This window comes from Luteimonas sp. MJ250, assembly GCF_039548455.1.
Lineage (GTDB): Bacteria > Pseudomonadota > Gammaproteobacteria > Xanthomonadales > Xanthomonadaceae > Luteimonas.
The window spans coordinates 1-26,074 of sequence record NZ_JBCLVB010000005.1; the positions used below are offsets into that span (position 1 = coordinate 1).

A 26,074-nucleotide genomic window follows, 5' to 3' on the forward strand; every position below is an offset into this window, starting at 1 on the left:
CCCCCCCCCCCCCCCCCCCCCCCCCCCCCCCCCCCCCCCCCCCCCCCCCCCCCCCCCCCCCCCCCCCCCCCCCCCCCCCCCCCCCCCCCCCCCCCCCCCCCCCCCCCCCCCCCCGGGCCGGTGGCGGCCGGAATGGCTCACTGCCCGGTCCCCGGAAGCAGGAAGCGCTGGCGCACGCCGCCTATGGCGTCGAGCTCGAGCTCCAGTTCGATCGCCGCCGGCAGGCTGGTGGTGCCGCCGTGCCAGCCGTCGTTCCAGTGGCCGTCGGAAAGATAGGCCACGCGCGCGGCGGAAACGCCGTCGATCAACACCCGCGGCGATGGTGGGGTGGCGCCGTCCACGGCCGCGCGCGCGCTGCGCTCCAGGCGGCCGTCGACGATGCGGTATTCGACGTATTCCAGCGATGAGCGCGGGCTGCCGTCCGGGTTCTCCAGGCCGCGACGGACGAAGGCGAACAGCGGTCCCGCCTCGCCCGGACGGCCGCCGATGAAGGCGTCGCGCGCGTTGCTGCCATCGGCGCGCCGTACCATCCGCAGCGCGGCCTGCGAGAGGTCGGCGCGCAGCAGCGCACGCGCGCGCTGGAACTCGCCCAGCCGGTCCATGCGCGCACGCAGCACGCCCTGGCTGTCGACCGTGTAGGCCATGGCGGCGACGCCGGCGGCGGCGATCAGGCCGAACAGCGCCAGCGAAACCACCACCTCGAGCAGGGTGAAGCCGCGGTGCCCGCGCATGGCGCTGGCGGCCGGGCACGCACTGGCGGGACGCGCGCATCCTCGCGGGGCGACATGGCTCACTGCGGCACGCTCCGGAACAGCGACACCTCGGCGGCCACGCGCTGCCCGCCGGGCGGCGACACGCTGATGTCGACGCGCAGCAGCGCCGGGTCGGCGGTCGGCGTGGTGCGGCGGCTCCAGCGCCAGGCCAGGCCGCCGGCCTCTTCGCTGCCCGCGGCGTCGCCGGCGAGCGCGCGCAGGTCGAGCGTGGCCGCGTCCACGGCGACGTTGTCGGCGACCACCGCGGCCAGCACCCGCTCCTCGATGGCAACCGCGGTCCGCGTGCTTTCGCCGGCGAGGTTGAGCAGGCCGAGCACGGCCAGCGCGAACACCGCGAGCGCCACCAGCATCTCGATCAGCGAGAAGCCGGCGGCGCGGGGATCAGCGGGCGGTGCCATCGATCTCCACCTCGCCGCCACCGCCCACCGCCACGTGCGCCTGTCGCCCTTCGCGCAGCAGCACCAGGCTCTGCGGCGTGGTCGCGCCGGTGGGGTCGAAGCGGAACGAAACCCCGGCATCGCGCCGCGGAAGCCGCGGCTGCGTGCCCGGCGCCCAGTCCACGCCGGCAAAGGCGCGACCGTCGAGCGGCTGCCAGCCATCGAAGCGCCGGCGCGAGAATGCGTAGCCATCCGCCGTCACCCGGACCTCCACCGTGCGCATGCCGAGGATCGCCTCGTCGCGGGCGTGGCCCAGGCGCGCGGCAAAGGCGTCCGCCTCCTTCGCCAGCGCGTCGTCCGCGGAGGGCAGCGTCAGCGTCACGGCCGCACCGGCCAGGCCGATGACCAGCAGCACCACCATCAGCTCGACCAGGGTGAACCCGCGCGCGCGCAACATGGCCTGGCCTCAGCGCCAGTTGCCGATGTCGGCGGCGTCGCCTTCGCCGCCCTCGGCCCCGTCGGCGCCGAGGGAGAACACGTCGAAGCCGCCGCTGCGGCCCGGCTGGCGGTAGCGGTAGGCGTTGCCCCAGGGATCCTCGGGCAAGCGGCGGATGTAGCCGCCCTTGCGGTAGCGCTCGGGGCGCGCCAGCCCGGCGGGCGCGTCAAGCAGGGCATCCAGGCCCTGCGGCGTCGAGGGATAGGCGAGGTTGTCCAGGCGGTAGGTTTCCAGCGCCTGCTCCAGCACCGAGATGTCGGCGCGGGCCTTCTCGGCCATGGCCCGGTCCTGGCTGGGCATCACGTTGATCATCACCACCGTCGACAGCAGGCCGATGATCACGATCGCGACCATCAGTTCGACCAGGGTGAAGCCGGCGGCGCGATGGCGGGCGCCGCTGCCGGGATGGATGGAAGTGCGTGTGTAGCGACTTTGCATGGGGCCTCCGTCAGCCCGCCACGAGGGCGTTGAATTGCAGGATCGGCAGCAGGATGGCGAGCACGATCACCGCCACCGCCGCGCCAAGCACGATGATGATCAGGGGTTCGAGCAGGCTCATCGCCGCCGTGGTGAAGGTGTTGAACTGGCGTTCCAGGTAGTCAGCCGCGCGGTCGAGCATCGGGGCCAGGCGTCCGCTGTCCTCGCCGCTGGTGGCCATGTACAGCAGGGTCGGCGGGAACACCGCCGCGCGCTTCATCGCGTTCGACAGGCTGCCGCCCTCGCGGATGACTTCCACCATCTGTCCGGTGGCTTCGCGCAGCACGGTGTTGCCGACGGTGCGCGCGGTGATCGCCAGGCCCTCGATCAAGGGCAGGCCACTCTCGGACATCGTGGCCAGGGTGCGCGCCATGCGCGCGGCGTGGACGTCGCGCAGGATGCGGCCGAGCAGCGGCAGGCGCAGCAGGGCGGCGTCGAAGCGGCGGCGGACGGCGGGCCGGCGGAGCATCCGCACCGCACTGGCTGCAAGCGCGGCGAGCAGCGCCAGGATCGGCAGCCACCAGGTCGCGAGCAGCTCGGAGATGCCGATCACGATGCGGGTCAGCAGCGGCAGCTCGCGGCCCATCGACTCGAACTGCTCGACCACCTTGGGCACCACGAAGACCATCAGTGCGACCACCACCAGCACCGCGGTCACCGCCAGCGCCGCAGGGTAGACCAGGGTCGACACCAGCTTGCCGCGCACCTGCTGGTCGCGCTCGTGCAGGTCGGCCAGGCGTTCGAGGATCGCGGGCAGGGCGCCGGTGCCTTCGCCGGCGGCGACCATGGCCCGGTACAGCGGGGGGAACGCGCGGGGTTCGCGCGCCATGGCGTCGGACAGGCGAAAGCCTTCGACCACGCGGGCGTGGGTGGCCATCACCACGCGACGCACCGGCGCGCGTTCGGACTGGCTGCCGATCGTGCGCAAGGCCTCTTCCAGCGGCGCCACCGCCACCAGGGTGGCGAGCTGGCGGGTAAGGAGGGTCAGGTCCTTGGCGCTGAAGCGGCCGCCACGGCGCGGCGTGTTCCCCGCGCGTTCGGTGGCGGGCTCGACCCGCACCGGCAGCAGGCGCCGGCCTTCAAGCAGGCGCCGCGCTTCCGCCGCATTGCCGGCGTCGAGCACGCCCTCGCGGCTGCGCCCCTGGACGTCGAGCGCGGAGTACTCAAACGCCGCCATGGTCCTGCAGCTCCTGGCGGGTGACGCGCATGGCTTCCTCGAGCGTGGTGTCGCCGCGCAGCACGGCGCTGCGCGCGGCGTCGCCGAGGCGGCCGGCGGTGGTGAAGGCCTGTGCCGCCAGCGCGTCCTCGTCGGCACCGGCGCCGATCAGCTGGCGCATCGGTTCATCGATCTCGAGCGCCTCGTGGATGCCCAGGCGCCCGGCATAGCCGCTGTGGCTGCACTGCGCACAGCCGGCGGCGCGGTAAAGGGTGGCGCCGGCCGCGGCCGGGCCGAGCAGCCGCACGGCTGCCGGATCATCGACCAGCGGCTGGCGGCAGGCCTTGCACAGCCGCCGCAGCAGGCGCTGCGCCAGCACCAGGCGCAGGCTCGACGCCAGCAGGAAGGATTCAACGCCCATGTCGCGCAGCCGGGTCACTGCGCCGGGTGCGTCGTTGGTATGCACCGTCGACAGCACCAGGTGGCCGGTCAGGCTGGCTTGCACCGCGATCTGCGCGGTTTCGGGGTCGCGCACCTCGCCGACCATCACCACGTCCGGGTCCTGGCGCAGGATCGCGCGCAGGCCGGCGGCGAAGCTCATGCCGACGCGCGCGTTGACCTGGGTCTGGCCGACCCCGTCGATCGCGTACTCCACCGGGTCCTCGACGGTGAGGATGTTGCGGCGGCCGTCGTTGAGCGCGGCCAGCGCGGCGTACAGGCTGGTGGTCTTGCCGGCGCCGGTGGGGCCGGTCACGAGGATGATGCCGTTGGGCACGCGCAGCGCGCGCTCCAGCGCCGCGCGCACAGGCGGCTCCAGACCCAGGCCGTCGAGCGTCAGCGTGCCCTGGTCCTTGTCGAGGATGCGCATCACCACGCGCTCGCCGCCGCGCGCGGGCAGGGTGGACACGCGCACGTCCAGCGCCTTGCTGCCCATGCTCAGGCCGATGCGGCCGTCCTGCGGCAGCCGCTTCTCGGCGATGTCCAGGCGCGCCATGACCTTGACGCGCGACACCAGCAGCGGCGCGATGCGCCCCGGCAGGCGCAGCGCCTCGCGCATCACGCCGTCCACGCGCAGGCGCACCACCAGCGCGGATTCGAAGGATTCGATGTGCACGTCGGAGGCGCCGATGCGCGCGGCTTCGGCGATCAGGCCGTTGATCAGGCGGATCACCGGCGCGTCGTCCTGCGCGTCGAGCAGGTCGGCGGTGGCGGGGATGTCGCCGGCCAGGGCGTCGAGGTCGCCGGGCAGGTCGAAGTCGTCGCCGCCGGCGAGCGCGGCGTCGGCGTAGAGCTCGGACAGGCGGCGGTCGAAGGCGGTGCGCGGCAGCACTTCGACCTCGAGCTCGACGCCGAGGCTGCGCCGCGCCTCCAGCAGCGCCGCAGGATCGGCATCCTCGCGCAGGCCCACGCGCGCACGCGCGCCGGTGTCGTCCACGCCCAGCAGCACCACGCCCTGGTGCTTGGCGAAGGCGTAGTTGAACGCGGGCAGGGATGCGCTCACCGGGCCGCGCCGTCGGACGCGGGGAGCGACGGCGGCACGGTGAGCAGGTAGTCGCGCACCAGTTCGTCGAGCGCGTTCTCGCGCTCGCCCATCACCGGCAGCTGGCCGCGCATGTAGCCGTAGCGGCCGGCGCTCATCGCTTGCGCATCCGCCGTGCTGCGAACGATGGTCGGGCGGATGAACACCATCAGGTTGGTCTTGTCGCGCGAGCGCGACCGGTGCCGGAACAGGTGGCCGACGATCGGGATGTCGCCCAGCAGCGGCACTTTCGACAGCGTGTTGCGGTCGCTCTGGTCGAGCAGGCCGCCGAGCGCGACGATCTCGCCGTCGTCCACCAGCACCCGGGTCTCGACTTCGCGCTTGTTGAGCACCAGTTCGGAGAAGTTGTCGCTCACCGGTCCGGCGATCGAGGACACCTCCTGGCGCAGGGTCAGCGTGACCCCGCCGCCGGCGTTGATCTGCGGCGTGACCTCGAGCTGGATGCCCACGTCCTGGCGCTCGATGGTTCGGAAAGGGTTCGAGTTGTTGTCGCCCAGCACCTCGCCGCTGGTGGTCGGCACTTCCTGGCCGACCAGGATCCGCGCCTCTTCGTTGTCCAGCGTCAGGATCGACGGCGTCGACAGCAGGTTCGACGCCGTGTCGCTGTTCACCGCATCGATGATCAGGCCGAAGGTGGCGTTGTCGTTGCTGCCGGCGATGCCGCCGAGCGCGCCGTTGATGCCCAGCAGCGACTGCACCGCGGCCTGGCGGGCGAGGTCGAGCACGCCGTCGTCGTCGTTGCCATCGCGGCGCTGCTGCTCCGCGTACCAGCCTCCGGCCAGCGGCATGATCCCGGCGCCGGCGCCGGGATGCTGGGTGGCGAGGAAGGGGATGTTGCTGCCTTCCTTGCCGGCGATGAGCAGCTGCGCGCCAAGTCGGCGCGCGGCGTTGTCGGAGATCTCGACCACGATCGCCTCGACCAGCACCTGCTCGCGGCGGACGTCGAGCTGGGTGATCACGTCCACCAGCAGGCGCTGGGTTTCAGGATCGGCGTTGATGATCAGCGAGTTGGCGCCCGGGTAGCGGACGATGGTCGGGCGCTTGCCCGGCACGGCCGAGATCACCTGGGCCGCGCCGGCTTCGGTTGCCGCGGCGGCGCTGGCGGCCACGCTGCCGGCACCGTCCTCGCCTTCCGGCGTCTGTCCCACCAGCTGCTGCAGCACCGGCAGCAGCTGTTCCGCGCTCGCGTGCTGCAGGCGCACCACGCGCACGCCGCCGGTGCGCTCGGCGCGGCGGTCGAGATCGAGGATGGTCTGCACCACGCGCTGCACCGCGGTCGGCGCGCCGCGGACCACGATCGAATTGCTGCCCTCCACCGGCTGGATCGACAGCTGCCCGCCGCGGCCCTCGCCGCCGCCGAACAGCTGGTTGACCGTGGCCGCCACTTCGCGCGCCGAGCTGTTGCGCAGGGTCACGGTGTCGATGCCGGCGGTGTCGCTGTCGATCTGCGCCACCAGGCCGCGGATGCGGCGGATGTTGTCTGCGTAGTCGGCGATCAGCAGCGCGTTGCCCTGCGGCGTTGGCACCACCACGCCGCCGCGGCCGATCAGCGGCTTGAGCGTTTCGGCGGCAATGCGGGCGTCGACCGTCGACAGCGGCAGCACCTGGGTGGTGAACGCCGAGCCGCTGCCGCCGCCGGGCAGCTGCGCCGCGGCGGTGTCGGACACCACCCGGTAGGCGCCCGGCCCCGCGCTCACCGCCACCAGGCCGTTGGCGCGCAGCACCGCCAGCAGCACGCCCAGCAGTTCGGCCTCGTCCATGGCCACGTCGCGGGTGATGCTGACGCTGCCCTGCACCGCCGGATCGATGATGAAGGTGGTGCCGGTGGCGCGTGCGACGTCCTGGATGAAGGCGCGGATGTCGGCGTCCTGCGCGCTCACGCCGGCGGTGGCCTGGGCGAAGGCGAAGGGAGCCGGGTGCGCAAGCAGCGCAAGGGCAAGTGCGGCGGCGAGGAGTCGCTGTTTCACGGTGTCTTGGCCTGCAGGGTCGCGCTGCGGATCTGGCCGTCGCGCCGGTAGGTGAGGGAGATCGAGGACGCGCCGGAGAGGCTGTTGGCGAGCTCTGCGTAGCGTTCGGCGTCCAGTGCCTCGTTGTTCACCGACAGCAGCACGTCGCCTGCCTGCAGTCCCGCCTGGCGCAGCACGGCGCCATCGCCGCGCGGGATCACGGTGTAGCCGGTGATCCGGCCATCGGTTTCGTCCGGACGAAGGCCCATCTGGGCGAGCAGCTGCGCCGGGTCGATCGCCGCGTCGGCTGTGTCCGCGGCCGCCGCGGATGTCGGTGCCGTGTGCGCGAGTGGCGGGGCTGCCTGCGCCGCTGTCGGGCGGGTTGGCGCGGGGCGTGCGTCGGGCTTCGTGAAGCGGAGTTCGCTGCGGCGCCCGCGGCTGTCGAGTACCACGTGGTCGGCTTGCACCGCGGCCAGGGTCACGCCAGGTGCCACCGCTTCCCCGGTGGTGTAGGAGCGCTGCGGGCCTTCACGCATGGCGATGATCGCGCTGCCACCCGCCGGAGCGGGGCGGACCGCGAACAGGCGCAGGCCGGAGGCGTTGGCGCTGGCGGCGATGGCCGCACCGTGGTCGGGGTAGAAGGCGTCGATGGCCAGGCGCCCGGGCTGCTCGCGGATGACCGTTGCAGCGTCGATCACGGGCGCGCCCAGCGGGGCGGGCGGCAGCAGCAGCCAGGCCAGGCGCGCTGCCTGGAAGGCCAGCAGCACGACGATGGCGACTTCAACGGTCCGCCGCAGGTCATCGGGCCTGCGGTAGCGGTCAAGGGCGGTGCGAAAGTCGGGAAGGGAGTGGAATGCGGGCACGGGCAAGGACGTCGTGGCGCAGGATGCTGCGCCCTCGCGACAGCATGCGAAGCTTTCGTGACAGGCTTGTTGCAGCTGACACATCCGTGTCGTTTTGCCGGGAGCACCCTGGCCGGACACTCCCGCGCGTTGCCTCCATCTGCCCTCTGGGCATCTTCCCCCGCAGGCGGGGGGAAGGGGGTTCGTCAGAACTCGGTCGAGACGCTGAACGACCAGGACACGCCCGGGTCGTAGCGCAGGACGTGGATTTTCCGGCCGCCGCCGCCCTCGATGTACTCGTCGTACTCGGTGTCGAGGATGTTGCGCGCCGCGAAGCCCAGGGTCACCGGCGTTTCGCCGAAGCGCATGGTCTTGCGCAGGACGAGGTCCAGCGTCAGGCCTGGATCTTCCATGACGTCCTGGCGCAGGTTGTTGCCGCGCGCCGAGATGCGCTCGCTGACGTAGTTGGCGATCAGCGTGGCCTGCAGGTCCTTCGCGGTGTTCTCGATGCCGAACTGCAGGTTGGCGATGTGCTCCGACTGGCCCTGCATCCGGCTGCCGTCAAGGATCAGGCTGCGTGCGGGCTGCGTGGTGCCGCTGCCGCCGTCCAGGGCGACCGTATCGTTCGCGCCCGCGGTCACCTCGGAGTCCGTCCAGGTGTAGTTGGTGGCCAGGTAGAGGCGATTGCCGTCCCACCAGTCCGCGGCGATGCCGGGGTCGAAGTACTTCTTGAACTCCAGCTCGGCGCCGTACACGGTGGCCTCGGGCGCGTTGACGAAGGTCTGCCAGAGCTCGTCGCCACCGCCGGTGAACATGATCGATTCGATCGGCTTGTCGATCTGCTTGTGGAACAGGCCGGCGGTGAAGTACTCGCCCGAGCCGAAAAACCACTCGTAGCGGGCGTCGAGGTTGGTCAGCTCGCTGTCGACCAGGTAGGGGTTGCCGTAGAGCTGGCGATCCTTCTCGGGGTCGGTGTACAGCTGCGGCGAGAGCTCGCGGAACTGTGGCCGGGCGATGGTCTGCGAGGCACCGAAGCGGACCTGGCGGTTCTCCGCGACGTTCCAGGTCAGGGTGAGCGCGGGCAGGACGTAGTCGTTTTTCAGCGGTGCCAGGGCGCCGCTGCGGACACCGGTATAGATGTCGTACGGGTGCACCGCCTGTGTCGCGTCCTCGTAGCGTACGCCGAGGGTGCCGCGCAGCCTGGGGGTGATTTCGCCGTCGACCTGCAGGTAGGTGCCGAGCACCTTGAGCGTGGCGTCGTAGGCGGCCTGGCCGGAGAGGCCGGTGGTTTCCTCCAGCCGCAGCCAGCCCTGGCTCAGGTTGTAGTCGGAGAACAGGTAGTCGGGGCGCTGGTACGGGAAGTAGTGGGGCAGGGTGGCGCCGTTGCCGGGGCCGTCACCGGCGAAGTACCTGAACTCCCGCGACCAGGCGTTGCGGTCGTTGTCCATGTACGAAGCACCGCCGCTCAGCGTCACGTCGCGCTCGATCGGCAGCCGCCAGGTGACGTCGACGCCGCCGCTGGCGACCTCGTCGTCGACCTGGCTGAAGCGGGTGTAGTTCTCCTGGTTGCCCACCGAGTAGGCCCAGTAGCCATCGCCTTCGTCGCGGAAGCCGATCATCTTCTCGTAGGGGACGTCACGCTTCGCCTGTGCCCAGGCCGCGCGCCACTCGACCTTGAGGTCGCCGTACTCGCCGAACTCGTGCGAGCCGCTGATCTGGTTGTTGATCATCTCGCGCTCGAACCAGCGGGTGTCGTCCCTGCGGTAGCCGTAGTTGCTGATGTAGTCCATGCCGGCGCGGCTGCGGGCTTCCTTGAGCGTGTCGTGCACGTACAGGGTGGTGAGGTTGATCCTGTTGTTCCCCCACTCGTAGCCGGCGCCGAGCAGCGCGTTGACGCGGGCGTTGTTGCGGGTGGAAAGGAACTCGTAGTCGTTGCCGTAGGCAAGCGTTTCCAGGTCGGGACCGAGGAATACGCCCTGCTCCTGGTCGCCGAAGATGGTGCGCCACTCGTTTTCGAAGCCGGCCACGGCGACGAAGCCGATGCGGGCGTCGTCGCCCATGTCGGCGGACCAGCCGGCGCTGAAGCCGAAGTTGACGTCCGGGTCGATGCTGTCGTTTTCCTGCAGCACGTTGACGCTGGCGTTTTCGAGGCTGCGGCCGATCGTCGCGAGTTCCTCGTTGCTGAAGTTGTTGCGGTCGACCCGCTTGCCGGTGCCGATGGCGTCCTGGAGCGCGCGCGGGATCTTGCGGGTGCCGTCGTCGTAGCCCCAGAAGTCGTCGTCGCCACCGCCGTAATAGGTCAGGCCCTTCTCCATGGTGGTGTTGTCGTTGAAGCCACCGCCCACGCTGAGCTTGAAGAAAGGCGCATCGGGGATGTTGAGCGACTGCAGGTCGATCACGCCGCCGCCGAACTCGCCGGGATACTTGACCGAATAGGTCTTCTGCACGGTCATGCCCTGCAGCACTTCGGCCGGGAACAGGTCCAGGGGCACCACGCGCTGCATGGGTTCGGGGCTGGGCAGCGGGGAACCGTTGAACAGCGCCGAGGAGTAGCGCTCGCCCAGGCCGCGGACGTAGACGAACTTGTCGCCGACGATGCTCACGCCGGACACGCGCTGCAGGGCGGCGGCCGCGTCGGCGTCGCCGGTGCGTTCGAAGTCTTCGCGCTGGACGAACGATGCGACCTCGGCGGTCTGCAGCATCGGCTCGGGAATGTATTCGCCACGCACCTCGACGGCGTCGAGCTGGACCGGCCCCGCCGGCGTCGGCTGGGCGGCCGTGGCAGCCGACTGGGCGATCGTGGCCTGCACGATCGTGGCCTGGGACGGCACCACGGACTGGCCGCCGGGCGCTTCAGGCTGCCGGGCCCACGCGCCCTGGCATGCGATGAGAGTGGTGATCGCGACGAAGAGGACGCTGCGTGACGGAATGCGCTTCATAAAGTGACCTTGGGCTGTGCGGTTTACGGGGCCGGGCATGGGGAGGGGCGGCCGTGCGGGCCGCCCCTTGTTGCAGCGACGGGCCCGATCAGCAGGACGCGTCGGCCGTCAGGCCGCAGGTCCAGCCCTGCCACCAGGTGTCGCTCGAATCCTTCACGCCACCGATGTAGTCGACCTGCTCGAAGAAGCTGTGCTTGCTCGCCAGGTTCGCGACTGCCGGTACGGCGCTTTCGTTGGCGCCGTTGACGAACACGCCGGTCAGGGTCGAATTGCCCGCAACGGTGTTGGTGCCGGCAGTGAAGGCGGCTTCCGCGTCTGCGTTGTTGAAGTTGTTCGGGCAGGCGAAGAAGACCGACTCGAGGACTGCGGTGCTGCCGCGCTCCGGCACCTGCTCGATGCTCAGGCAGGTCAGGCCCTTGCCCGTGCCGCCGGCCTTGCGGGTGACCACGGTGTTGTAGATCTCGGCGCGGCTGCCGAGGTTGACGGTGAAGCCCGAGCCGTTGCCGCTGCTGCCACCGGCGCGGCCGACGTAGGTGAAGTTCGCGACCTGCGGGTTCGAGTACTGGGCGTCCGTCAGCGGAAGCGGATTGCTGCTGTTGGTGCCCGACCACTCGTTCATGTTGTCGCCGGTGCTGTCGCGCTGGACCACCACGCCGAACTGCACGCCGCCGTTCCAGCCGGAGTCGATGTCGAGGCTGTCATCGCTGGCGCCGGTGATCACGATGCGCCGGGCGTTGACCGAGCCGCCGAAGATCTCGATGCCGTCGTCGGAGCTGTTGTGGACCTGCACGTACTCGATGGTGGTGCCGCTGCCGACGCCGCCCATGGTCAGGCCCTGGAGCTCGTTGCCACCGGAGAAGGCGAAGCCGGAGTACTTGATCTGCATGTACTGCACGGTGCCGGAGTTGTCGGTGGTCGAGTTGCCGCCGTACATGCCGAGGTCACCGCCCTCGATCCTGGTCTCGCAAGCTGCGCTGCCCGGCTCGAAGTCGCCGATGCAGGTGTTGACCGGCGCACGGCCGGCGAGCACCAGGCCGCCCCAGCGACCGTCGGTCTCGGCGTCGGCATTGCCTTCGACGTCGATCTTCGCGGTCAGGATGATCGGCTCCTCGGCGGTGCCGAGCGCATAGATCTTCGAGCCGCGGTTGACGACCAGGGCGTCGGGGCCGGCGGAGGCGTACACGGTCACGCCCGGCTCGATGTTGAGGATGCCTTCGCGCGCACCGGCCCTCGGAGCGGCCGGGTCGCCACCCATGTCCTCGCCGACGTGGACGGCACCATTGATGGCGTAGACGGTGCCGGCAGCCTTCGGGACCGTGAGTTCACCGATGATCCGCTCCGGCAGTTCGCAGGCGCGGAAGTCGGCGATGGTGCCGATGTTCCTGAAGCCCTCCGGGCAGTTCTCGGCCGGACCACTGGTCGGCGGCGGCGGAGGCGGTGGAGTGGTCGGCGGCGGAGGCGGCGGAGGCGGCGGAGTGGTCGGCGGCGGCGGGAATGCGCCTTCACCGGGCGAAGCGACGCGGTCGGCACCGCCACCGCAGGCACTGAGCGCGAGCACCGCGCCAAAGGTCATGAGGAGGGCCTTGGAACTATGGCGCATGGACATCGGGTGGGTCTCCGGGAGGAATGGACTGCGAACGCAGCGATGGAACCGCGGCCCTTGCTCGCCCCTGGATGGGCGGCGTCCGCTGCGTTCCGGATGAATCGGAAATGAAGGCTAGAGGCGTCCGGTTACAGCTTTCTTTCAGGGACAAGTCGCACGGCGGCGAGTGGTCACGCATGGCAATCGCATGACATCCGGAAGACAGCTGTCATCGCGCGGTCATGTGTCCGGTGTCTGCTTCACCCGGCGATTCCTCACGGGCATGACCATGGAAACACCGGTGATCGATCACGCGCTGCTGCAGTGGCTGCTGGGACAGGTGCAGTCGGGCGCGTCGCCAGAGGACGTGGTCGCCTCGATGGTCGCGCGTGGCTGGGGGGAGGACGATGCCGTCGCCGCGCTCGAGGATGCGATGCGCGGGCACCTCGACGCCCATGCGCGCGCGAACGACCTGCCGCCGCCGGAACGGGTGCCCGCGCCGATCGTGATGAACGGTCCGTCGTTGATCGATGCCGGGGACCGGCGCGTGCCGGTGCTGGCGAACATGCTGCATCCGCGCGTGGTGGTGTTCGGCAGCGTGCTCTCGGATGCGGAGTGCGACGCCCTGGTGGAGATGGGGCGGCAGCGCCTGCGCCCCTCGGCGGTGTTCAACCCGGACACGGGCGCCGACGAGTCGCACGAGGCGCGGAGCAGCGAAGGCACGTTCTTCAGCCGCGGCGAGAATGCGCTCTGTGCGCGCATCGAACGCCGCCTGGCGGCCCTGGTCGACTGGCCGCTCGAGAACGGCGAAGGGCTGCAGTTGCTGCGCTATGGCCCGGGTGCGCAGTACAGGCCGCACTACGACTATTTCGATCCCGACCGCCCCGGCGCGCACGTGGCGCTGTCGCGTGGCGGCCAGCGCGTGGCGTCGATCGTCATGTACCTCAATACGCCCGCTTGCGGTGGTGCGACCACGTTTCCCGACGCCCGCTTTGAAGTCGCGGCGGTCAAGGGCAACGCGGTGTTCTTCGCCTACGATCGACCGCATCCGATGACCGGCAGCCTGCATGGCGGCGCACCGGTGATCGAGGGCGAAAAGTGGGTGGCGACCAAGTGGCTGCGAGTCGGGCCGCACCGGTGACCGACCGCTTGTCGGAATATTTGCACCGCTCATCAATCGAAAGATGCTTTGTCATCGAGGTGTAACCCAACGCAGCGCCGCGCGTAGTGTGATCACTGCATCACCTACAGGCGCTTCGTGCGCAGGAGCACCGACATGCAGCGGATCGCGATCCCCCTTCTCTTCTCCGTGGCCCTTCCGTTCGCCGCCACCGCGGCCGACACCGCGCCACAGTCGACCCAGCAGGTCTACACCTACGCGGTCGAGCTCGACGCCGACGGCCGCATCGCAAGCCTCGAGCCTCACGGCAGTGCGCCCGGCCCCACCACGTCCGCCCTGGCCGCGGAGATCCGCGACTGGGTGTTCAACTCCGGCGCGGCCGACGGCGCTTCGCGCACCTTCCTCCGTGTCGTGGTCGACGAGGCCGCTGGCGGTGGCCACGAAGTGATATCCGCCACCACCGGGCCGGCGCTGGCGGCGATGACACCACCCGAATACCCGATGCGCGACCAGCTCGCCGGCAACGAGGGCATGGTGGTGCTGCGGCTGGAGGTCGCCGCCGACGGTTCGGTGAAGGATGCCGACGTGCACGCCGCCACCGGCACCGTCTCGCGCGCGATGGCCGATGCCGCGGCGGAAGCGTCGCGCCAGTGGCGGTTCTCGAGCGAGCAGGTCGGCGGCGAGGCGGTGGCGTCCACGCTGCTGTGGCCGGTGTGCTACCTCGGCCCCTGGTCGTCGGCTTCGGCCTGCAGCTGGACCGGTCCCGATGCGCAGCGCTTCTCCAGCAAGACGGTGCTGCCGCTGCAGCCCAACGTCACCGTGACCTGGACGGCGGCGCGCTGAGGCCGGTGCGACACCCGGCGCTCAGACGCCGGGCGTCGCCTCGTCCGCAGGCGTGCCGATGGCTGCGGTGACGTCAACAGGCGTCTTGTCGGGAAACGTGCACAGGTCGCGGATGACGCAGGGTCCGCACTCCGGGCGCCGCGCCTTGCACACGTAGCGGCCGTGCAGGATCAGCCAGTGGTGGGCGTCCAGCAGGTAGTCCGCCGGCACCCGCTTCAGCAGCCGGTCCTCCACCGCGCGGACGTTCCTGCCGTGGGCCAGGCCGGTGCGGTTGGAGACGCGGAATATATGGGTATCAACGGCCATCACCGGTTCGCCGAAGGCGGTGTTGAGCACCACGTTGGCGGTCTTGCGGCCCACGCCCGGCAGCGCTTCCAGCTCAGCGCGCGTGCGCGGCACTTCGCCGCCATGGCGTTCGATCAACAGCTTCGCCATCGCGACCACGTTGGCGGCCTTGGCGTTGTACAGGCCGATGGTGCTGATGTAGCGCTTCAGCCCGTCCTCGCCGAGTGCGGCGATGGCCGCGGGCGTGTTGGCGACCGGGAACAGGCGCCGCGTGGCCTTGTTGACGCCGACATCGGTGGACTGGGCCGACAGGGTCACCGCAACCAGCAGTTCATACGGCGAGGCGTACTCGAGCTCGGTGACCGGCTTCGGGTTCAGCGCGGACAGGCGCGCGAACATCTCGCGCACGTCGGCGTTGGGCATGATCCGGCCGCGCCGCTCGGGAAAGGCGCTCAAGGCGTTGTCCCCGCGGCGCGCGCCCTGGCGCGTGCCAGCGCCGCGGCCGCGGCGGCGGGCAGTGCAGGGCGGGAGGGTGGGGACGGCGTGCCGGCTCCCTGGCCGGTGGCGGGCTTGGCCGCGCCGTCGGCGGCGGCTGCGGCCTGATCCGTGCCAGTCCCGGTGGTCGAGCTGTCTGCCGCCGGCCCGCTGCGGGCGCGCAGCCGCTCCGTGGCGATGCGTTCGAGGCGTGCATCGCGGGCGCGATGCCGATCGCGCGCCGCCCACGCCGTCAGCAGCCGGTCGCGGGCGGTCGACAGCATGGCGTTGCAAGCGGCATCGAGGCCGGGCAGCGGCTGGAAGCGCGCCAGGCCGCCATCGATCGCTGCGTCCAGCCGGTCTTCGCACAGCATGTCGCAGAGGCGCCGGGCCTGCACGGCATCCGGCGCATCCGCGCCGGCACCGTGTTCGACCGGGCCGGGGTGGCCGGTGGGACCGGTGCGGCCGCCATGGCCATCGAGGTCGCGGGTGGCGTCACGCCCGGGCATGCGTCGGCTCAGCGGCCGGCGAACGCCGGCTTGCGGCGCTCGAGGAACGCGCCCATGCCTTCGCGCGCGTCGTCGGTGGAGAAGGCGAGGCCGAACTGCGCGCTCTCGTATTCCAGGCCGTCGTCGATCGCGCACTCGCCGCCGACATGGATCGCATCGAGGATCCCGCGCATCGCCAGCGGCGCGTTGCCGGCCAGCTTCGCGGCCAGCGCCATGGTTTCGGCTTCGAGCTCCGCAGCCGGCACCACGCGGTTGACGATCCCCAGGTGCAAGGCGCGCGCCGCATCCACCGGTGCACCGAGCAGGGTGAGTTCGAGCGCCGCGGCGCGGCCCGACAGGCGCAGCAGGCGCTGGCTGCCGCCGAAGCCCGGCAGCAGGCCCAGGGTGACTTCGGGGAGGCCGAGCTTCGCGGTGTCCGCGGCGATGCGCAGATGGCAGCACATCGCCAGCTCCAGCCCGCCGCCCAGCGCGAAGCCGTTGACCATCGCCACCACCGGCTTGGGCATGCGCTCCATGCGTCGCATCAGGCGCTGGCCGAGCAGCGAGAAATCGCGCGCCTGCACCGCACTCAGCGCCGACATCTCGGCGATGTCCGCACCGGCGACGAAGGCCTTGCCGCCGCTGCCCGTGAGCACCACGGTGCGGACACCGTCGTCGGCCGCGGCGGCATCGAATGCAAGCTGCAGGGCCTCGAGCGTGTCCCGGTTCAACGCATTCAGCTTGTCTGGGCGATTGACGGTGAGGACGCGGACGGCGCCGTGGTCGGCGGCCAGGATGAGTTCGGACATGGAATCCTCGGTGTCGGGCCGGGCGGAACTTCTGTCGCCGCGCGGGGTCGGAGTGGGCGGTGTCAGTGGCGGTTAAGCACTGGGGCCGGTATCCTAACGTGTCCAGACGGGGCGGCCAGGCCGCCCTGCCGCATCTTGGACCCAACCAATCGGCAATTCCGGAGAGTCCCACGAATGAAGTTGCGCCTGCTCGCTATCGCCCTTGCGGCCACCACCCTGGTTGCCGGCACCGCCGCAGCCCAGGACACCACCTCTGAGAAGGGAAAGCTCAGCTATGCGATCGGCTACAACACGGGCGCAGAGCTCGCGGAGCTGACCGGGCGCGGCGAAGCCATCGACGTCAACACCGTCGTCAAGGCGCTTCAGGATGCCTACGGCAAGAAGGAGCCCGCGGTCGCGGTCGACCAGCTGCGCACTGCGGTCGAGAACATGCAGAAGCGCCAGCAGGCGAAGATGGAAGCCGAGTTCAAGAAGGTGTCTGACGCCAACAAGGCGGCGAGCGACAGCTTCCTTGCCCAGAACAAGGCCAAGCCCGGCGTGAAGACCTTGGCCAGCGGCGTCCAGTACCGCGTGATCGAAACCGGCAACGGCGCCAAGCCGACGCAGGCCAGCGACGTCGCGCTGACGTACAAGGGCTCGCTGCCCGACGGCACCGTGCTGATCGACACCAACCAGGTGCCGCAGGGCCAGACCCCGGGTCCGGTCGAGCTCAAGGTCAGCCAGGTGCCGCTCGACGGCCTGCGCGAGGCGCTGCTGCAGATGCCGGCCGGTTCGCGTTGGGAAGTGGTGCTGCCGGGCGACAAGGCCTATGGCAATGACATCCGCGCCGGCCGCATGGCCAACCAGGCGGTGGTGTTCGACGTCAAGCTGGTCAGCGTCAAGTGACCGCGGGGCGCCGACGGCGCCCCTTGTCCAGCTGCGCGGCCTCCGCCGCGCACGCTGCTGCTCCAAGGACGCGCCGGCCTCGTGCCGGCGCGTTCGTGTCCGGGGCCCGCGCCACGATTCGGATACCGCGATGAACACCGCCTTCCGCGCAGTGCAGAGCCCCTGCACCGGCGTATGTACCCTTGATCAGAACGGCTTCTGCGACGGCTGCCTGCGAACCGGCGACGAGATCGCGGGCTGGCTGGCGATGGACGACGCGCAGCGCGAGCACCTCATGGACTCGGTATTGCCGGAGCGCGAGGCGCGCCGCGGCTGATGGCCGGCATGCCCGCCGATGCCGCGCTGCAGGCCGCGCTGGGTCCGCTGAGCGCGGTACCCGCCGGGCCGGCCTGGAACCTCGACGAACTGAGCGATCTGCTGCCGGCACACGCCGCCCTGGCGGATGCCGCGGTGCTGGTGCCCTTGGTCGGCGAAGGCGAGACCAGCGTCATTCTGACCCGGCGCCATGACGGGCTGCGCCAGCACGGCGGGCAGGTCAGCTTTCCCGGCGGCCGGGTGGATCCGGGTGATGCCGGTCCGCTTGCCGCCGCGCTGCGCGAAGCCGACGAAGAGATCGGCCTGCGGCCCGCCGATGCGCGCGTGCTCGGCTATCTGGATCCGCTGGCGACCGTCTCCGGCTTCCGGGTGCTGCCGGTGGTGGCGCGGGTGCCGGCGGGCTTCGAGCCGCGTCCGCGGCCGGGTGAGGTGGCGGAGGTGTTCAGCCTGCCGCTGGCGTGGCTGATGGCCCCCGAGAACCTCGACCGCATCGTGATCAACTACCTTGGGCGCAAGCGCCACGTGCTCGAATACCATCGCCACGATGCCGCACCGGGCCAGCGCGTCTGGGGTGCGACGGCGTCGATCCTCTACAACCTGCGCCAGCGCCTGCTGGCCGCCGGAGGCCTGCCATGAATGCGACGCCGGACTGGAGCACCCTGGTTTCGCCCGCGGAGTTGGCCGGCTGTCTTGGCGACCCGATGCTGGTGCTGCTGGACGCCCGCTTCTCGCTCGCCGACCCCACGGCCGGCGAGGCGGCTTGGCGCGATGGCCACCTGCCGGGTGCGCTCTACGTCCACCTGGACCGCGACCTGTCGGGGTCGCACTTGCCGGGCGCCGGTCGCCACCCCTGGCCCGGCGCGGCGGAGTTCGGGCGCACGCTTGCCGCGCTTGGCATCACCCCCGCTCACCAGGTGGTCGCCTATGACGCCGCAGACGGCGCGTTCGCCGCGCGCGCCTGGTGCCTGCTGCGATTGGCCGGGCACGCCCGGGTGGCGGTGCTCGACGGTGGCCTGGCCGCCTGGCGCGCGGAGGGCCTGCCGCTGGACACCGCCATTCCGCGCGTGCCGCCGACCGCGCCGTATCCGGTGGCCTTCGACCGCGGACGGGTGTTTGATGGCCAGCGCGTCGAAGCCCATCTTGCCGGCGGTGGCCGGCTGCTTGACGCCCGTGGCGGCGAGCGTTTCCGCGGCGCGATCGAGCCCATCGACGCGCGCGCCGGACACGTGCCCGGCGCGACGTCGAGGCCCTACGCGCTCAATCTGGTCGACGGCCGTTTCAAGCCGCGCGGCGTGCTGGCCGAAGAGTTCAGCGCGCTGCTGGGCAACGACGCCCCGGCGCGCGTGGTGGCGATGTGCGGCTCCGGCGTGACCGCCTGCCATCACCTGCTGGCGATGGCGCATGCCGGGCTGGATGGCGCCGGGCTGTACACCGGCTCGTGGAGCGGGTGGATCGAAGACCCGGCGCGTCCGGTCGCCACCGGCAACGACTGAGCTGCACCGCTGGCGCGCGCGCAGCGTGCGCGGCGTCCGGTGCGCCGCCGCGCCGCCGCTTGCCGCCCCGCGCTATTTGCCCAGCCGCGCCACCAGTGCGCGCAGGCCGGCCTGAGTGTCCGGATCGTTCCAGGCATCGACGAAGGTATCGATGTCGATGCGCTCCGGCGCCAGCGCGGCCAGCAGGTCGGCGCGCGCGATCGCGCGGGTGTGCAGCACCGGCCGCCGCGGCAGCGCCAGCAGCGCCTCCAGCCAGGCGCGGGCGCGCGCCACCACCTCGCCTGGAGCGGCGAGCTCGTCCACCAGTCCGATCTCGTACGCACGCGCGCTTTCGACCAGTTCGCCGCCCACCAGCAGGCGCTCTGCGCGATGCGTGCCGACCACGCGGCGCATCAGGTGCTGGATGCCGTCGGGCGCGACCAGGCCGACCTGGGTTTCGTTGAGGCCGATGCGGAACGGCCCTTCGGCCATCACCCGGTAGTCGCAGCACAGTGCGAGCACGCAGCCGCCGGCCGGAGAGTGGCCGGTGATCGCCGCGGCCACGGGCACCTTTGATGCTGCCAGCGTGCGCGCGGCGTCGAGGAAGCCGGTCCAGGCCGCGCCCAGAGCTTCGCGCGACTGCAGCGACATGAGGTGGGGCACGTCGAGCCCGGCGGAGAAGACCTTTTCACCGCCCGACAGCACCAGGCCCTGCGCGCCGGCATCGACGGCTGTGGTCACGGCTGCCGCCAGCGTGCGGCAGAGGTCGGGGTCCAGCGCGTTGACGGGAGCGCGCGCGAGCCTGAGTTCGGTGATCGCGCCGTGGCCGATGGTTTCGATGAGTGCTGTCATGCGTCGTCGGGTCCGCGCCGGAGTGGAGGGCTATGATAGGTGCATGCCCGGTCTCCTTCGTACTCTGGTTCCCGCCGTGCTGCTGTGTGCAGCGACCGCAGGCGCGTTCGCGTCCAGCCCTGTTGGCAATGACTCCGAAACCGCCGCCGATCCCGACGCCTGCGCCCCGCGCGTGGTCGAAGGCTGGCTGCGTTCGCCGCCGATGCCGATGCCGATGATGGCGGGCTTCGCCCGTATCGAGAATCCGTGCGCGACCGGTGTCGAAATCGTCAGCGCGCACAGCGACGCGTTCGCAAGCGTCGAGCTGCATGAAACCCGGGTTGTCGATGGCGTCAGCAGGATGCGGGAAGTGCCTCGCTTGTTCCTGGCCGCGGACGGCGAAGCGGTACTGCAGCCGGGCGGCCTGCACCTGATGCTGATGCGTCCGGTGGCGCCGCTGCAGACCGGTGGCTCGGCGCGCGTCGAGTTCACCCTGGCCGACGGCCGCAGCATCGGCGCCGACTTCGAGGTGCGCGCCGCCAACGCGCGCTGAAGGACGCGCCTGGCGCGTTCCCGCGGTAGCCGGCCGCCACCTCGCCGGTCGGCGATTGTCGAAAATGAAACATCCCTGCGGACCGGCGTCGTGCGCCGGCGGCGGCGCCGTGCGGCTGCGTCCCTGCGGGTGCCCGCGTGCGTGAAGCCGTGCGTCGTGGCGCCACACGGCGCAAGTACGTTGCACGCCTGCAACGTTTTTCGGCGCTGTGCGCGCGACAGCCGCCTCCCGGCACCGGACTGTGCCGTCGATTCCATAAAAAATCCCTTTTGATCAAGGGCTTGCATGCGTCGCTGCGCGTTTGGCATCGAACATGCGTGGAGGCGGGTCGCACCGGTGTACGGCACCTCCCCCTACGTACCCCGGCGCGACATTCCCCCAAGGAGAACGACCATGCATATCCGCAAAAGCATGTTGGCCGTGGCCGTGTTGCTCGGTGCGGGCCTGTCCGCCCAGGCATGGGCGCAGGACCAGACCGAAGCCGGCCCCGGCGACAACAACGCCAGCAATTCCGAGGACAACAGCACCGGCGCCGACCGCGACAACGCCGGCAGCGCGGCAGGCCTCGGCCTGTCGAACGCGTCGGCGAACAACAACAGTACTGCCAGCACCACCATTGCCAGTTCGTTCAACAGCAGCTCGGCGATGGCCGAGACCAACCTCAGCGGCACCGTGACCGGCAACAGCGTGGTGGTCCTGGGCAACATCGCAACCAACGCCGGTGGAGCCGACGGTGGTGATGGTGGAGCGGGCCTGGGCGGCATGGCGCTGGGTGGCGAAGGCGCCGGGGGCAGCGGCGGCGACGGCGGCGATGCGGCGGCCGGAAGCCTGCGCGGCGGCGATGCGGACGCGTCCAGCCTGGCCGCGGCCCTTGGCCTCGCCGGTTCGGATTCCGGTGCCGACGCCAGTGCCGACGGCGACAGCGCCGGCGACGGAATCCCGGACGCGACGTCCGAGGCCACCGCCACCTCCGGCGACAGCACGGCATCGGTGGACGGCACCTCGGCCGGTGGCGACACCAGCGCCGACAATTCCGGCAGCAGTGGCGATGCCTTCGCAACGGCCGGCAACGGCGGTCGTGGTGGCGATGGGGCGGGCGGCGCCGCGAGCGGTGGCGATGGGGCGGGCGGCGCCGGCGGCAGCGGCGGCACCAGCTGGGCCCATGGCGGCGCCTTCGACATGTCCAACTCGATGGACGGCTCGGCCAACGCCGCGGCCGGGGTGATGGTGATGGCGCAGAACAGCGGTGCGTCCTCGCTGATTCAGCAGGGCGTGACCGTGCAGGCCAACCTCAGCGTGGGCGGCCCCTAGTCAGGGCACGGGCGTGCGCCGCGGACGCGGCAGGTCCGCGGCGCCTCACCCCTCTGGCAAGGAGGATCGACCATGCCTGCGATCGTGATTCCACTCATCGCCGGCGCGCTCGCGCTGGCATCCCCGGCCGATGGCCCGGCGGCGGTCGATGGCTTCGGACAGGCCGTGGCCGGCAGCATGCTGGGCACCCTGCGCGGCGGCGAGTCGACGAGCCTGGTCATCGTCGATGTCGACAACAGCGGCAACGTCGAGGGCAACACCGCCATCGGCACAGTCGGCGGCTCGAACATCGTCGGCGGTGGCGCTTTTGGCAACGCCGCGGGGATTTCAACGGTGATCCAGAACAGCGGCGCCAACGTGCTGATCCAGAACGGCACCGCGGTGAACGTGCAGTTCGGCGGGTCCGGGCCGTGAGTGCCGGTCGCGCCGGACTGCCTGCCTGCCTCGCGGCGGTGGCTTGCCTGGGCTGGCAGGCCGCCGTGCCCTGCGCGGCACAGGGCGTGCCGGCTGACGTGCGGGTGCCCTTCGGTGGAAGCTATGCGGTGCCGGTGGCCAGCCTGAAGGCGGCGCGCTACCGCACGACCGTGCCGCAGCAGCATGACTTCAGCTGTGGATCGGCGGCGGTCGCCACCCTGTTGACCTTCCAGTACGGGCACGCGGTCGGCGAGACCGAGGTGTTCCGGCACATGTACGAACGTGGCGACCAGGCGCGGATCCGCCGCCAGGGCTTTTCCCTCCTGGACATGCGTGCCTACCTCGAGGCGCAGGGCTACGTGGCCGATGGCTTCGAGGTTCCGCTGGACCGGCTGATCGAGGAGGAGCTGCCGGCGATCGTCCTGCTCAACGATCGCGGCTACCGGCACTTCGTGGTGGTCAAGGGCATGCGCGCAGGGCGCGTGCTGGTCGGCGATCCGGCGCGGGGGACACGCCTGCTGCCGCGTCGCGAGTTCGATCGCTTGTGGGACAACCGGGTGTTGTTCGTGGTCCATAACCGCCGCGAGTCTGCGGCCTTCAACGATCCGCGCGACTGGCGGCTGGCGCCACTGGCGCCGCTGGCCACCGCCGTCCAGCGCCAGGGCTTGCAGGACGTGGTCATGCACCGTCGCGGACCCGGGGACATCTGACCATGAAGATTCCGAATGCGAGACGCCTGGGTTGGCAGCTGCTGGTCACGTCGCTGCTTGCCCTGGCGGCCGTCGGCTGGCCGCGGCCGGCGGATGCGGCCGATGCGGCCGATGCGGCCGGCGTGCCGGCGATGCCGTTCCCCGCCGAAGCGCAAGACGCGATGCCGCCGGCCGGCTGGATGCCGCTGGCCGCGGCCCGGCTGGATGCGATGCGCGGCGGCTTCGCACTGCCGTCGGGCCTGGTGGTCTCGTTCGGATTCGAACGCCTGGCCTGGGTGAACGGCGAGCTGGTGGCGTCGGTACGCATCGATGTCCCGGACGTCGCCAACATGACCGGTCTGCAGGCGCGTGAACTTGCGCAGCTGCAGCAGCTGCAACTGGTGCAGGTCGGCGCCGGCAATGTCCACGACGGCGGCGCCGGTGTTGGCCTGGTGCTGCAGAATACCCTCGACGGCGCGCAGATCCGCGTGCTGACGACCGTCGATGCGGGCAGCAACGCGCTTGGACTGCTGCAGGCGGTGAACTTCACGGATGCGCTGGGGCTTGCGGGCCTCGGTGCGCCGGGGACGCCGTGATGCGCGCCCGGGGAAGGGGAGCGACGATCGCGCTGCTGGCTGCGGCGCTGATGGTCCAGCACACCGCGCATGCGCAGCCTGCGCCGGCGAGACCGGCGGCGGACGGCGAAGCGCGCATCAGCGCGCTGGAAGCCAGGCTGGAAGAACAGGCGCGGCAGATCGAGGCCTTGCGCCACTACGTGCAGGAACAGCGCGCCGACTGGGATGACAAGGCCGGTGTCGACGCCTGGCGGCTGGATGCGCTGCGCGCTCGCGGTGGTGCGACCGACGCCGCCTCCATGCGGCCGGGGGTGCCTGCACTGGCCCTGTCGGTTGCGCAGGAGGCCGGGCAGGATGCAGGCGGCCAGCTGCCGGTGGGGCAGGCGCCCGAAGAGTCCACCCGGCCGCCCGAAGTCGCCCGGATCTTCGACCAGCCCGGCGTGCTGACTCCGGCGGGGACGCTGATCCTGGAGCCGTCGCTGCAGACCGGCTACTACTCCAATGACCGCGTCGCGCTGATCGGCTATACCGTCATTCCGGCCATCCTGATCGGCCTGATCGACGTGCGCCAGGTCAAGACCACCAGCGTGACGGCGGCGCTGGCCGCACGCTATGGCATCGGCAACCGCTTCGAGATCGAACTCAAGGTGCCGTACATGCACATCCGCGGCGACACGGTCAGCCGCGAAATCTTCACCGGCGCCGCGCAGGACAGCGTGTTCAGCGCCGACGGCAGCGGGCTCGGCGACGTGGAGCTGACCGCGCGCTACCAGCTGCCCAACAAGGGCGCGGACCGGCCGTTCTACGTGGTCTGGCTGCGCTACAAGGCGCGCACCGGCAAGGACCTGTTCGAAGTCACCACCGACTGCGTCACCCGCTGCGTCGCCAACGCCACCGGCACCGGCCTGCCGCTGGAGCTGCCGACGGGCAGCGGCTTCGCCTCGCTGCAGCCGGGCGTGACCTGGATGTACGCGTCCGACCCGGTGGTGTTTTTCGGCAGCCTCAGCTACCTGCACAATTTCGCCCGTGACGACGTCTCGCGGACCACGCTCACGGGCGCGCCCGACGGCTTCCCGCAGACAACCACGGAGTACCTGGGCGAGATCGATGCCGGCGACATCTTCGGCTTCAACCTCGGCATGGGCCTGGCGCTCAACGACCGCGCCTCGATCAGCATCGGCTACGACCACAGCATGGTGGCCCGCTCGCGCCAGAACGGCAGCGACATGCCGGGCTCGGTACGCGTGGTGCTGGGCACGCTGATGCTCGGAGGAACCTACCGCATCAGCGATCGCACCAGCTTCAACATCGCGCTGGGCGCGGGCATGACCCGGGATACGCCCGACGTCAGCCTGGTGGCGCGGCTTCCGATCCGGTTCTGAGTGTCCGCTTGTTGTCGCCGGCCGCGTTGGCCTGGTTGGACGGGAGACAGGAGGCCATCCGAAAGGGGGCGGGTGCAGCACTGGATACATGCCGGCGTGCACAGGAGTGCGGGAATTCATCCACTGGGTCCTGGCCGAACGCGCGCTGGTCGAGGCGCTGCCCGAAGGCCTGGAGGCCTGCGGCTGGCGGCCGCTGATGGTGCCCCGGGCAGGTGCGATCCCGGCTTCCGACGCCGATGGCGCGGATGCCTGGCCGGCCGGCCTGCTTGATCTCAGGGGATGCGACCCCCCTTCGCCGGCTTTACTGCAGCGCATCGGTGACGTGCTCGCCCGGGGTGGCCGGGGCTGGGTGGCCGGCCTTGCCTCTGGGCAGGTGCGATTGGACCCGGTGCGCCAGCTGGTCCGCGACCACTGCCACGACTACGTGGTGCTGCCCTGCGACGGCCTCCTGCTGGCGACCGTGCTCGGCCACGCCTGTGGCATGGCGCGGCTGGAGGATTGCAGCCGCGTCGGACTGCGTCCGGTCCCGACGCCCGACGGCATGATCGGCGACAGCCCGGTGATGCACGCCCTCTACCGCCAGCTGCAGCGGGCGGCGATGACCGCGGCCCCGGTCTGCATCGGTGGCGAGACCGGCACCGGCAAGGAGCTCGCGGCAGCGGCGATCCATCGCCATTCCGAACGGCACGGTGCGCCGCTGGTGGTGATCAACTGCGGCGCGATCCCCGAAAGCCTGGTGCAGTCCGAGCTGTTCGGCTTCGAACGCGGTGCATTCAGCGGCGCCAGCCAGCGCAAGCGCGGGCGCTTCGAACATGCCGACGGCGGCACGCTGTTCCTCGACGAGATCGGGGACCTGCCGCTGGAATCACAGGCCTCGCTGCTGCGCTTCCTGGAGCAGGGCACGATCCAGCGCCTGGGCGGCCACGAGGACATCGGCGTGGACGCACGCATCATCTGTGCGACCCATGTCGACCTGGAGTCCGCGGTGGAGAAGGGGCGCTTTCGCGAGGACCTGTATCACCGCCTGCGCGTGATCGAACTGCAGATGCCGCCCCTGCGCCAGCGTGGGAGCGACATCGCGCTGCTCGCGGTCTGGGCGCTTGCGCGGCACGCAGGAGAGGGTGGCAGCCGGGTGCGCGGCTTCACCCGTGACGCCCTGCGTGCGCTGCACGACCATCCCTGGCCCGGCAACGTCCGCGAGCTGGTCAATCGCGTGCGCCAGGCGGTGGTGATGGCCGAGGGGGCGCGCATCACCGCCCGCGACCTGCGCCTGCACGATGCCGGCGTGAGCCTGCAGACCCTGGGCGAAGCGCGCCTGGAGGGCGAGCGGGTGGCGATCGAGCGTGCCCTGGTCCGCAACGGCGGCCACCTTCAGGCGGCGGCGCGCGATCTCGGGATTTCGCGGGTCACGCTGTACAGGCTGATGAATCGCCATGGCCTGCGTGGGGGCGCGGACGAAGCCGGCACGGCCTGAGCGCTGCCGCGCCTGCAGGGGCGGCG

The 26,074-nt window shown here is 71.0% G+C and carries 25 protein-coding genes and 1 pseudogene; 12 read left to right on the forward strand and 14 right to left on the reverse strand.

All coding sequences use genetic code 11. The features are described 5' to 3' along the window. Nucleotides 1-137: 137 nt before the first annotated feature. The 10 genes from gspJ to WCE37_RS02160 all read right to left on the reverse strand — a co-directional run bounded on the left by gspJ (nt 138) and on the right by WCE37_RS02160 (nt 12,152). A complete protein-coding gene (gspJ, locus tag WCE37_RS02115) occupies nt 138-731 on the reverse strand; it encodes a type II secretion system minor pseudopilin GspJ (protein WP_343277928.1) in 594 nt (197 codons plus the stop codon). Between the two features lie 59 nt (nt 732-790). Then, nucleotides 791-1,171 carry a type II secretion system minor pseudopilin GspI gene (gene gspI, locus WCE37_RS02120; protein ID WP_343277929.1) on the reverse strand — a complete coding sequence of 127 codons (381 nt, stop codon included), beginning with the start codon at nt 1,169-1,171 and terminating at the stop codon, nt 791-793. Next, complete coding sequence (locus WCE37_RS02125; RefSeq protein ID WP_343277930.1) at nt 1,155-1,607, reverse strand: GspH/FimT family pseudopilin; 453 nt, start codon at nt 1,605-1,607, stop codon at nt 1,155-1,157. The genes gspI and WCE37_RS02125 overlap by 17 nt, the downstream gene beginning before the upstream one ends. Before the next feature lie 9 nt (nt 1,608-1,616). Continuing rightward, the gene (gene gspG / locus WCE37_RS02130; RefSeq protein WP_343253590.1) at nt 1,617-2,084 is read right to left on the reverse strand and encodes a type II secretion system major pseudopilin GspG; all 468 of its coding nucleotides are present in this window, start codon (nt 2,082-2,084) and stop codon (nt 1,617-1,619) included. A gap of 10 nt (nt 2,085-2,094) precedes the next feature. Continuing rightward, nucleotides 2,095-3,300 carry a type II secretion system inner membrane protein GspF gene (gene gspF, locus WCE37_RS02135; protein WP_343277931.1) on the reverse strand — a complete coding sequence of 402 codons (1,206 nt, stop codon included), beginning with the start codon at nt 3,298-3,300 and terminating at the stop codon, nt 2,095-2,097. Continuing rightward, on the reverse strand, nt 3,287-4,780 hold the full coding sequence (locus WCE37_RS02140) for an ATPase, T2SS/T4P/T4SS family (protein ID WP_343277932.1): 1,494 nt from the start codon (nt 4,778-4,780) through the stop codon (nt 3,287-3,289). Before WCE37_RS02140 ends, gspF begins: the two co-directional genes overlap by 14 nt. Beyond that, complete coding sequence (gene gspD / locus WCE37_RS02145; RefSeq protein ID WP_343277933.1) at nt 4,777-6,786, reverse strand: type II secretion system secretin GspD; 2,010 nt, start codon at nt 6,784-6,786, stop codon at nt 4,777-4,779. Before gspD ends, WCE37_RS02140 begins: the two co-directional genes overlap by 4 nt. Beyond that, complete coding sequence (locus WCE37_RS02150; protein WP_343277934.1) at nt 6,783-7,628, reverse strand: type II secretion system protein N; 846 nt, start codon at nt 7,626-7,628, stop codon at nt 6,783-6,785. The genes gspD and WCE37_RS02150 overlap by 4 nt, the downstream gene beginning before the upstream one ends. 185 nt (nt 7,629-7,813) lie before the next feature. Then, the gene (locus WCE37_RS02155) at nt 7,814-10,546 is read right to left on the reverse strand and encodes a TonB-dependent receptor (protein WP_343277935.1); all 2,733 of its coding nucleotides are present in this window, start codon (nt 10,544-10,546) and stop codon (nt 7,814-7,816) included. A gap of 88 nt (nt 10,547-10,634) precedes the next feature. Then, on the reverse strand, nt 10,635-12,152 hold the full coding sequence (locus tag WCE37_RS02160; protein WP_343277936.1) for a hypothetical protein: 1,518 nt from the start codon (nt 12,150-12,152) through the stop codon (nt 10,635-10,637). Nucleotides 12,153-12,417: 265 nt separating this feature from the next. Between WCE37_RS02160 and WCE37_RS02165 the strand changes: the two genes are divergently transcribed. Further along, nucleotides 12,418-13,269: a 2OG-Fe(II) oxygenase gene (locus WCE37_RS02165; RefSeq protein WP_343278005.1), complete on the forward strand. Its 852-nt coding sequence runs from the start codon at nt 12,418-12,420 to the stop codon at nt 13,267-13,269. Nucleotides 13,270-13,404: 135 nt separating this feature from the next. Further along, nucleotides 13,405-14,091, forward strand: a complete 687-nt coding sequence (locus WCE37_RS02170; RefSeq protein ID WP_343277937.1) for a TonB family protein — start codon at nt 13,405-13,407, stop codon at nt 14,089-14,091. Nucleotides 14,092-14,112: 21 nt separating this feature from the next. Here the strand turns inward: WCE37_RS02170 and nth are convergent, their stop codons facing one another. Genes nth through WCE37_RS02185 form a run of 3 tightly spaced genes read right to left on the reverse strand, consistent with a single transcriptional unit; the run spans nt 14,113 to nt 16,147 of the window. Then, entirely contained in the window at nt 14,113-14,799 is a 687-nt protein-coding gene (gene nth, locus WCE37_RS02175) for an endonuclease III (protein ID WP_343278006.1), read from the reverse strand. Nucleotides 14,800-14,828: 29 nt separating this feature from the next. Continuing rightward, entirely contained in the window at nt 14,829-15,359 is a 531-nt protein-coding gene (locus WCE37_RS02180; RefSeq protein ID WP_343277938.1) for a hypothetical protein, read from the reverse strand. Between the two features lie 8 nt (nt 15,360-15,367). Beyond that, complete coding sequence (locus WCE37_RS02185; RefSeq protein ID WP_343277939.1) at nt 15,368-16,147, reverse strand: enoyl-CoA hydratase-related protein; 780 nt, start codon at nt 16,145-16,147, stop codon at nt 15,368-15,370. A gap of 174 nt (nt 16,148-16,321) precedes the next feature. Here WCE37_RS02185 and WCE37_RS02190 point away from each other — a divergent pair, with 174 nt between their 5' ends. From WCE37_RS02190 to WCE37_RS02200, 3 genes and pseudogenes are all read left to right on the forward strand, one after another. Then, on the forward strand, nt 16,322-17,032 hold the full coding sequence (locus tag WCE37_RS02190) for an FKBP-type peptidyl-prolyl cis-trans isomerase N-terminal domain-containing protein (protein ID WP_343277940.1): 711 nt from the start codon (nt 16,322-16,324) through the stop codon (nt 17,030-17,032). Nucleotides 17,033-17,162: 130 nt separating this feature from the next. Further along, a pseudogene (locus tag WCE37_RS02195) lies at nt 17,163-17,983 on the forward strand (NUDIX domain-containing protein). Then, nucleotides 17,980-18,840: a sulfurtransferase gene (locus WCE37_RS02200; protein WP_343277941.1), complete on the forward strand. Its 861-nt coding sequence runs from the start codon at nt 17,980-17,982 to the stop codon at nt 18,838-18,840. Before WCE37_RS02195 ends, WCE37_RS02200 begins: the two are co-directional and overlap by 4 nt. 72 nt (nt 18,841-18,912) lie before the next feature. Here WCE37_RS02200 and WCE37_RS02205 read toward each other — a convergent pair whose 3' ends face one another. Next, the gene (locus WCE37_RS02205; RefSeq protein ID WP_343277942.1) at nt 18,913-19,671 is read right to left on the reverse strand and encodes an enoyl-CoA hydratase/isomerase family protein; all 759 of its coding nucleotides are present in this window, start codon (nt 19,669-19,671) and stop codon (nt 18,913-18,915) included. 43 nt (nt 19,672-19,714) lie between these two features. Between WCE37_RS02205 and WCE37_RS02210 the strand changes: the two genes are divergently transcribed. The 7 genes from WCE37_RS02210 (at nt 19,715) to WCE37_RS02240 (ending at nt 26,048) form a co-directional block, all read left to right on the forward strand. Beyond that, a complete protein-coding gene (locus tag WCE37_RS02210) occupies nt 19,715-20,203 on the forward strand; it encodes a copper chaperone PCu(A)C (protein WP_343277943.1) in 489 nt (162 codons plus the stop codon). Between the two features lie 393 nt (nt 20,204-20,596). Beyond that, nucleotides 20,597-21,514, forward strand: coding sequence for a hypothetical protein (locus WCE37_RS02215; RefSeq protein WP_343277944.1), 918 nt, complete (start codon nt 20,597-20,599; stop codon nt 21,512-21,514). A gap of 72 nt (nt 21,515-21,586) precedes the next feature. Further along, nucleotides 21,587-21,928 carry a hypothetical protein gene (locus WCE37_RS02220; RefSeq protein WP_343277945.1) on the forward strand — a complete coding sequence of 114 codons (342 nt, stop codon included), beginning with the start codon at nt 21,587-21,589 and terminating at the stop codon, nt 21,926-21,928. Next, nucleotides 21,925-22,638 (forward strand): C39 family peptidase, encoded by a 714-nt coding sequence (locus WCE37_RS02225; protein WP_343277946.1) that lies wholly within the window; start codon nt 21,925-21,927, stop codon nt 22,636-22,638. Before WCE37_RS02220 ends, WCE37_RS02225 begins: the two co-directional genes overlap by 4 nt. 2 nt (nt 22,639-22,640) lie before the next feature. Continuing rightward, nucleotides 22,641-23,213, forward strand: a complete 573-nt coding sequence (locus tag WCE37_RS02230) for a hypothetical protein (protein WP_343277947.1) — start codon at nt 22,641-22,643, stop codon at nt 23,211-23,213. After that, nucleotides 23,213-24,574, forward strand: coding sequence for an acetate kinase (locus WCE37_RS02235; protein WP_343277948.1), 1,362 nt, complete (start codon nt 23,213-23,215; stop codon nt 24,572-24,574). The genes WCE37_RS02230 and WCE37_RS02235 overlap by 1 nt, the downstream gene beginning before the upstream one ends. 106 nt (nt 24,575-24,680) lie before the next feature. Beyond that, entirely contained in the window at nt 24,681-26,048 is a 1,368-nt protein-coding gene (locus tag WCE37_RS02240; protein WP_343277949.1) for a sigma-54 dependent transcriptional regulator, read from the forward strand. Nucleotides 26,049-26,074 lie beyond the last annotated feature (26 nt).

What these genes read in the sequence shown, in the direction of transcription:
- WCE37_RS02190 (WP_343277940.1), top strand. Translation starts at nt 16,322, where the DNA reads ATGAAGTTGCGCCTGCTCGCTATCGCCCTTGCGGCCACCACCCTGGTT.
- WCE37_RS02235 (WP_343277948.1), top strand. Translation starts at nt 23,213, where the DNA reads ATGCGCGCCCGGGGAAGGGGAGCGACGATCGCGCTGCTGGCTGCGGCG.
- WCE37_RS02185 (WP_343277939.1), bottom strand. Translation starts at nt 16,147, where the DNA reads ATGTCCGAACTCATCCTGGCCGCCGACCACGGCGCCGTCCGCGTCCTC.
- WCE37_RS02215 (WP_343277944.1), top strand. Translation starts at nt 20,597, where the DNA reads ATGCATATCCGCAAAAGCATGTTGGCCGTGGCCGTGTTGCTCGGTGCG.
- WCE37_RS02125 (WP_343277930.1), bottom strand. Translation starts at nt 1,607, where the DNA reads ATGTTGCGCGCGCGCGGGTTCACCCTGGTCGAGCTGATGGTGGTGCTG.
- WCE37_RS02170 (WP_343277937.1), top strand. Translation starts at nt 13,405, where the DNA reads ATGCAGCGGATCGCGATCCCCCTTCTCTTCTCCGTGGCCCTTCCGTTC.
- WCE37_RS02155 (WP_343277935.1), bottom strand. Translation starts at nt 10,546, where the DNA reads ATGAAGCGCATTCCGTCACGCAGCGTCCTCTTCGTCGCGATCACCACT.
- gspG (WP_343253590.1), bottom strand. Translation starts at nt 2,084, where the DNA reads ATGCAAAGTCGCTACACACGCACTTCCATCCATCCCGGCAGCGGCGCC.
- WCE37_RS02200 (WP_343277941.1), top strand. Translation starts at nt 17,980, where the DNA reads ATGAATGCGACGCCGGACTGGAGCACCCTGGTTTCGCCCGCGGAGTTG.
- gspF (WP_343277931.1), bottom strand. Translation starts at nt 3,300, where the DNA reads ATGGCGGCGTTTGAGTACTCCGCGCTCGACGTCCAGGGGCGCAGCCGC.
- WCE37_RS02160 (WP_343277936.1), bottom strand. Translation starts at nt 12,152, where the DNA reads ATGTCCATGCGCCATAGTTCCAAGGCCCTCCTCATGACCTTTGGCGCG.
- WCE37_RS02220 (WP_343277945.1), top strand. Translation starts at nt 21,587, where the DNA reads ATGCCTGCGATCGTGATTCCACTCATCGCCGGCGCGCTCGCGCTGGCA.
- WCE37_RS02180 (WP_343277938.1), bottom strand. Translation starts at nt 15,359, where the DNA reads ATGCCCGGGCGTGACGCCACCCGCGACCTCGATGGCCATGGCGGCCGC.
- WCE37_RS02205 (WP_343277942.1), bottom strand. Translation starts at nt 19,671, where the DNA reads ATGACAGCACTCATCGAAACCATCGGCCACGGCGCGATCACCGAACTC.
- gspI (WP_343277929.1), bottom strand. Translation starts at nt 1,171, where the DNA reads ATGGCACCGCCCGCTGATCCCCGCGCCGCCGGCTTCTCGCTGATCGAG.
- WCE37_RS02210 (WP_343277943.1), top strand. Translation starts at nt 19,715, where the DNA reads ATGCCCGGTCTCCTTCGTACTCTGGTTCCCGCCGTGCTGCTGTGTGCA.
- WCE37_RS02230 (WP_343277947.1), top strand. Translation starts at nt 22,641, where the DNA reads ATGAAGATTCCGAATGCGAGACGCCTGGGTTGGCAGCTGCTGGTCACG.
- WCE37_RS02165 (WP_343278005.1), top strand. Translation starts at nt 12,418, where the DNA reads ATGGAAACACCGGTGATCGATCACGCGCTGCTGCAGTGGCTGCTGGGA.
- nth (WP_343278006.1), bottom strand. Translation starts at nt 14,799, where the DNA reads ATGCCCAACGCCGACGTGCGCGAGATGTTCGCGCGCCTGTCCGCGCTG.
- gspJ (WP_343277928.1), bottom strand. Translation starts at nt 731, where the DNA reads ATGCGCGGGCACCGCGGCTTCACCCTGCTCGAGGTGGTGGTTTCGCTG.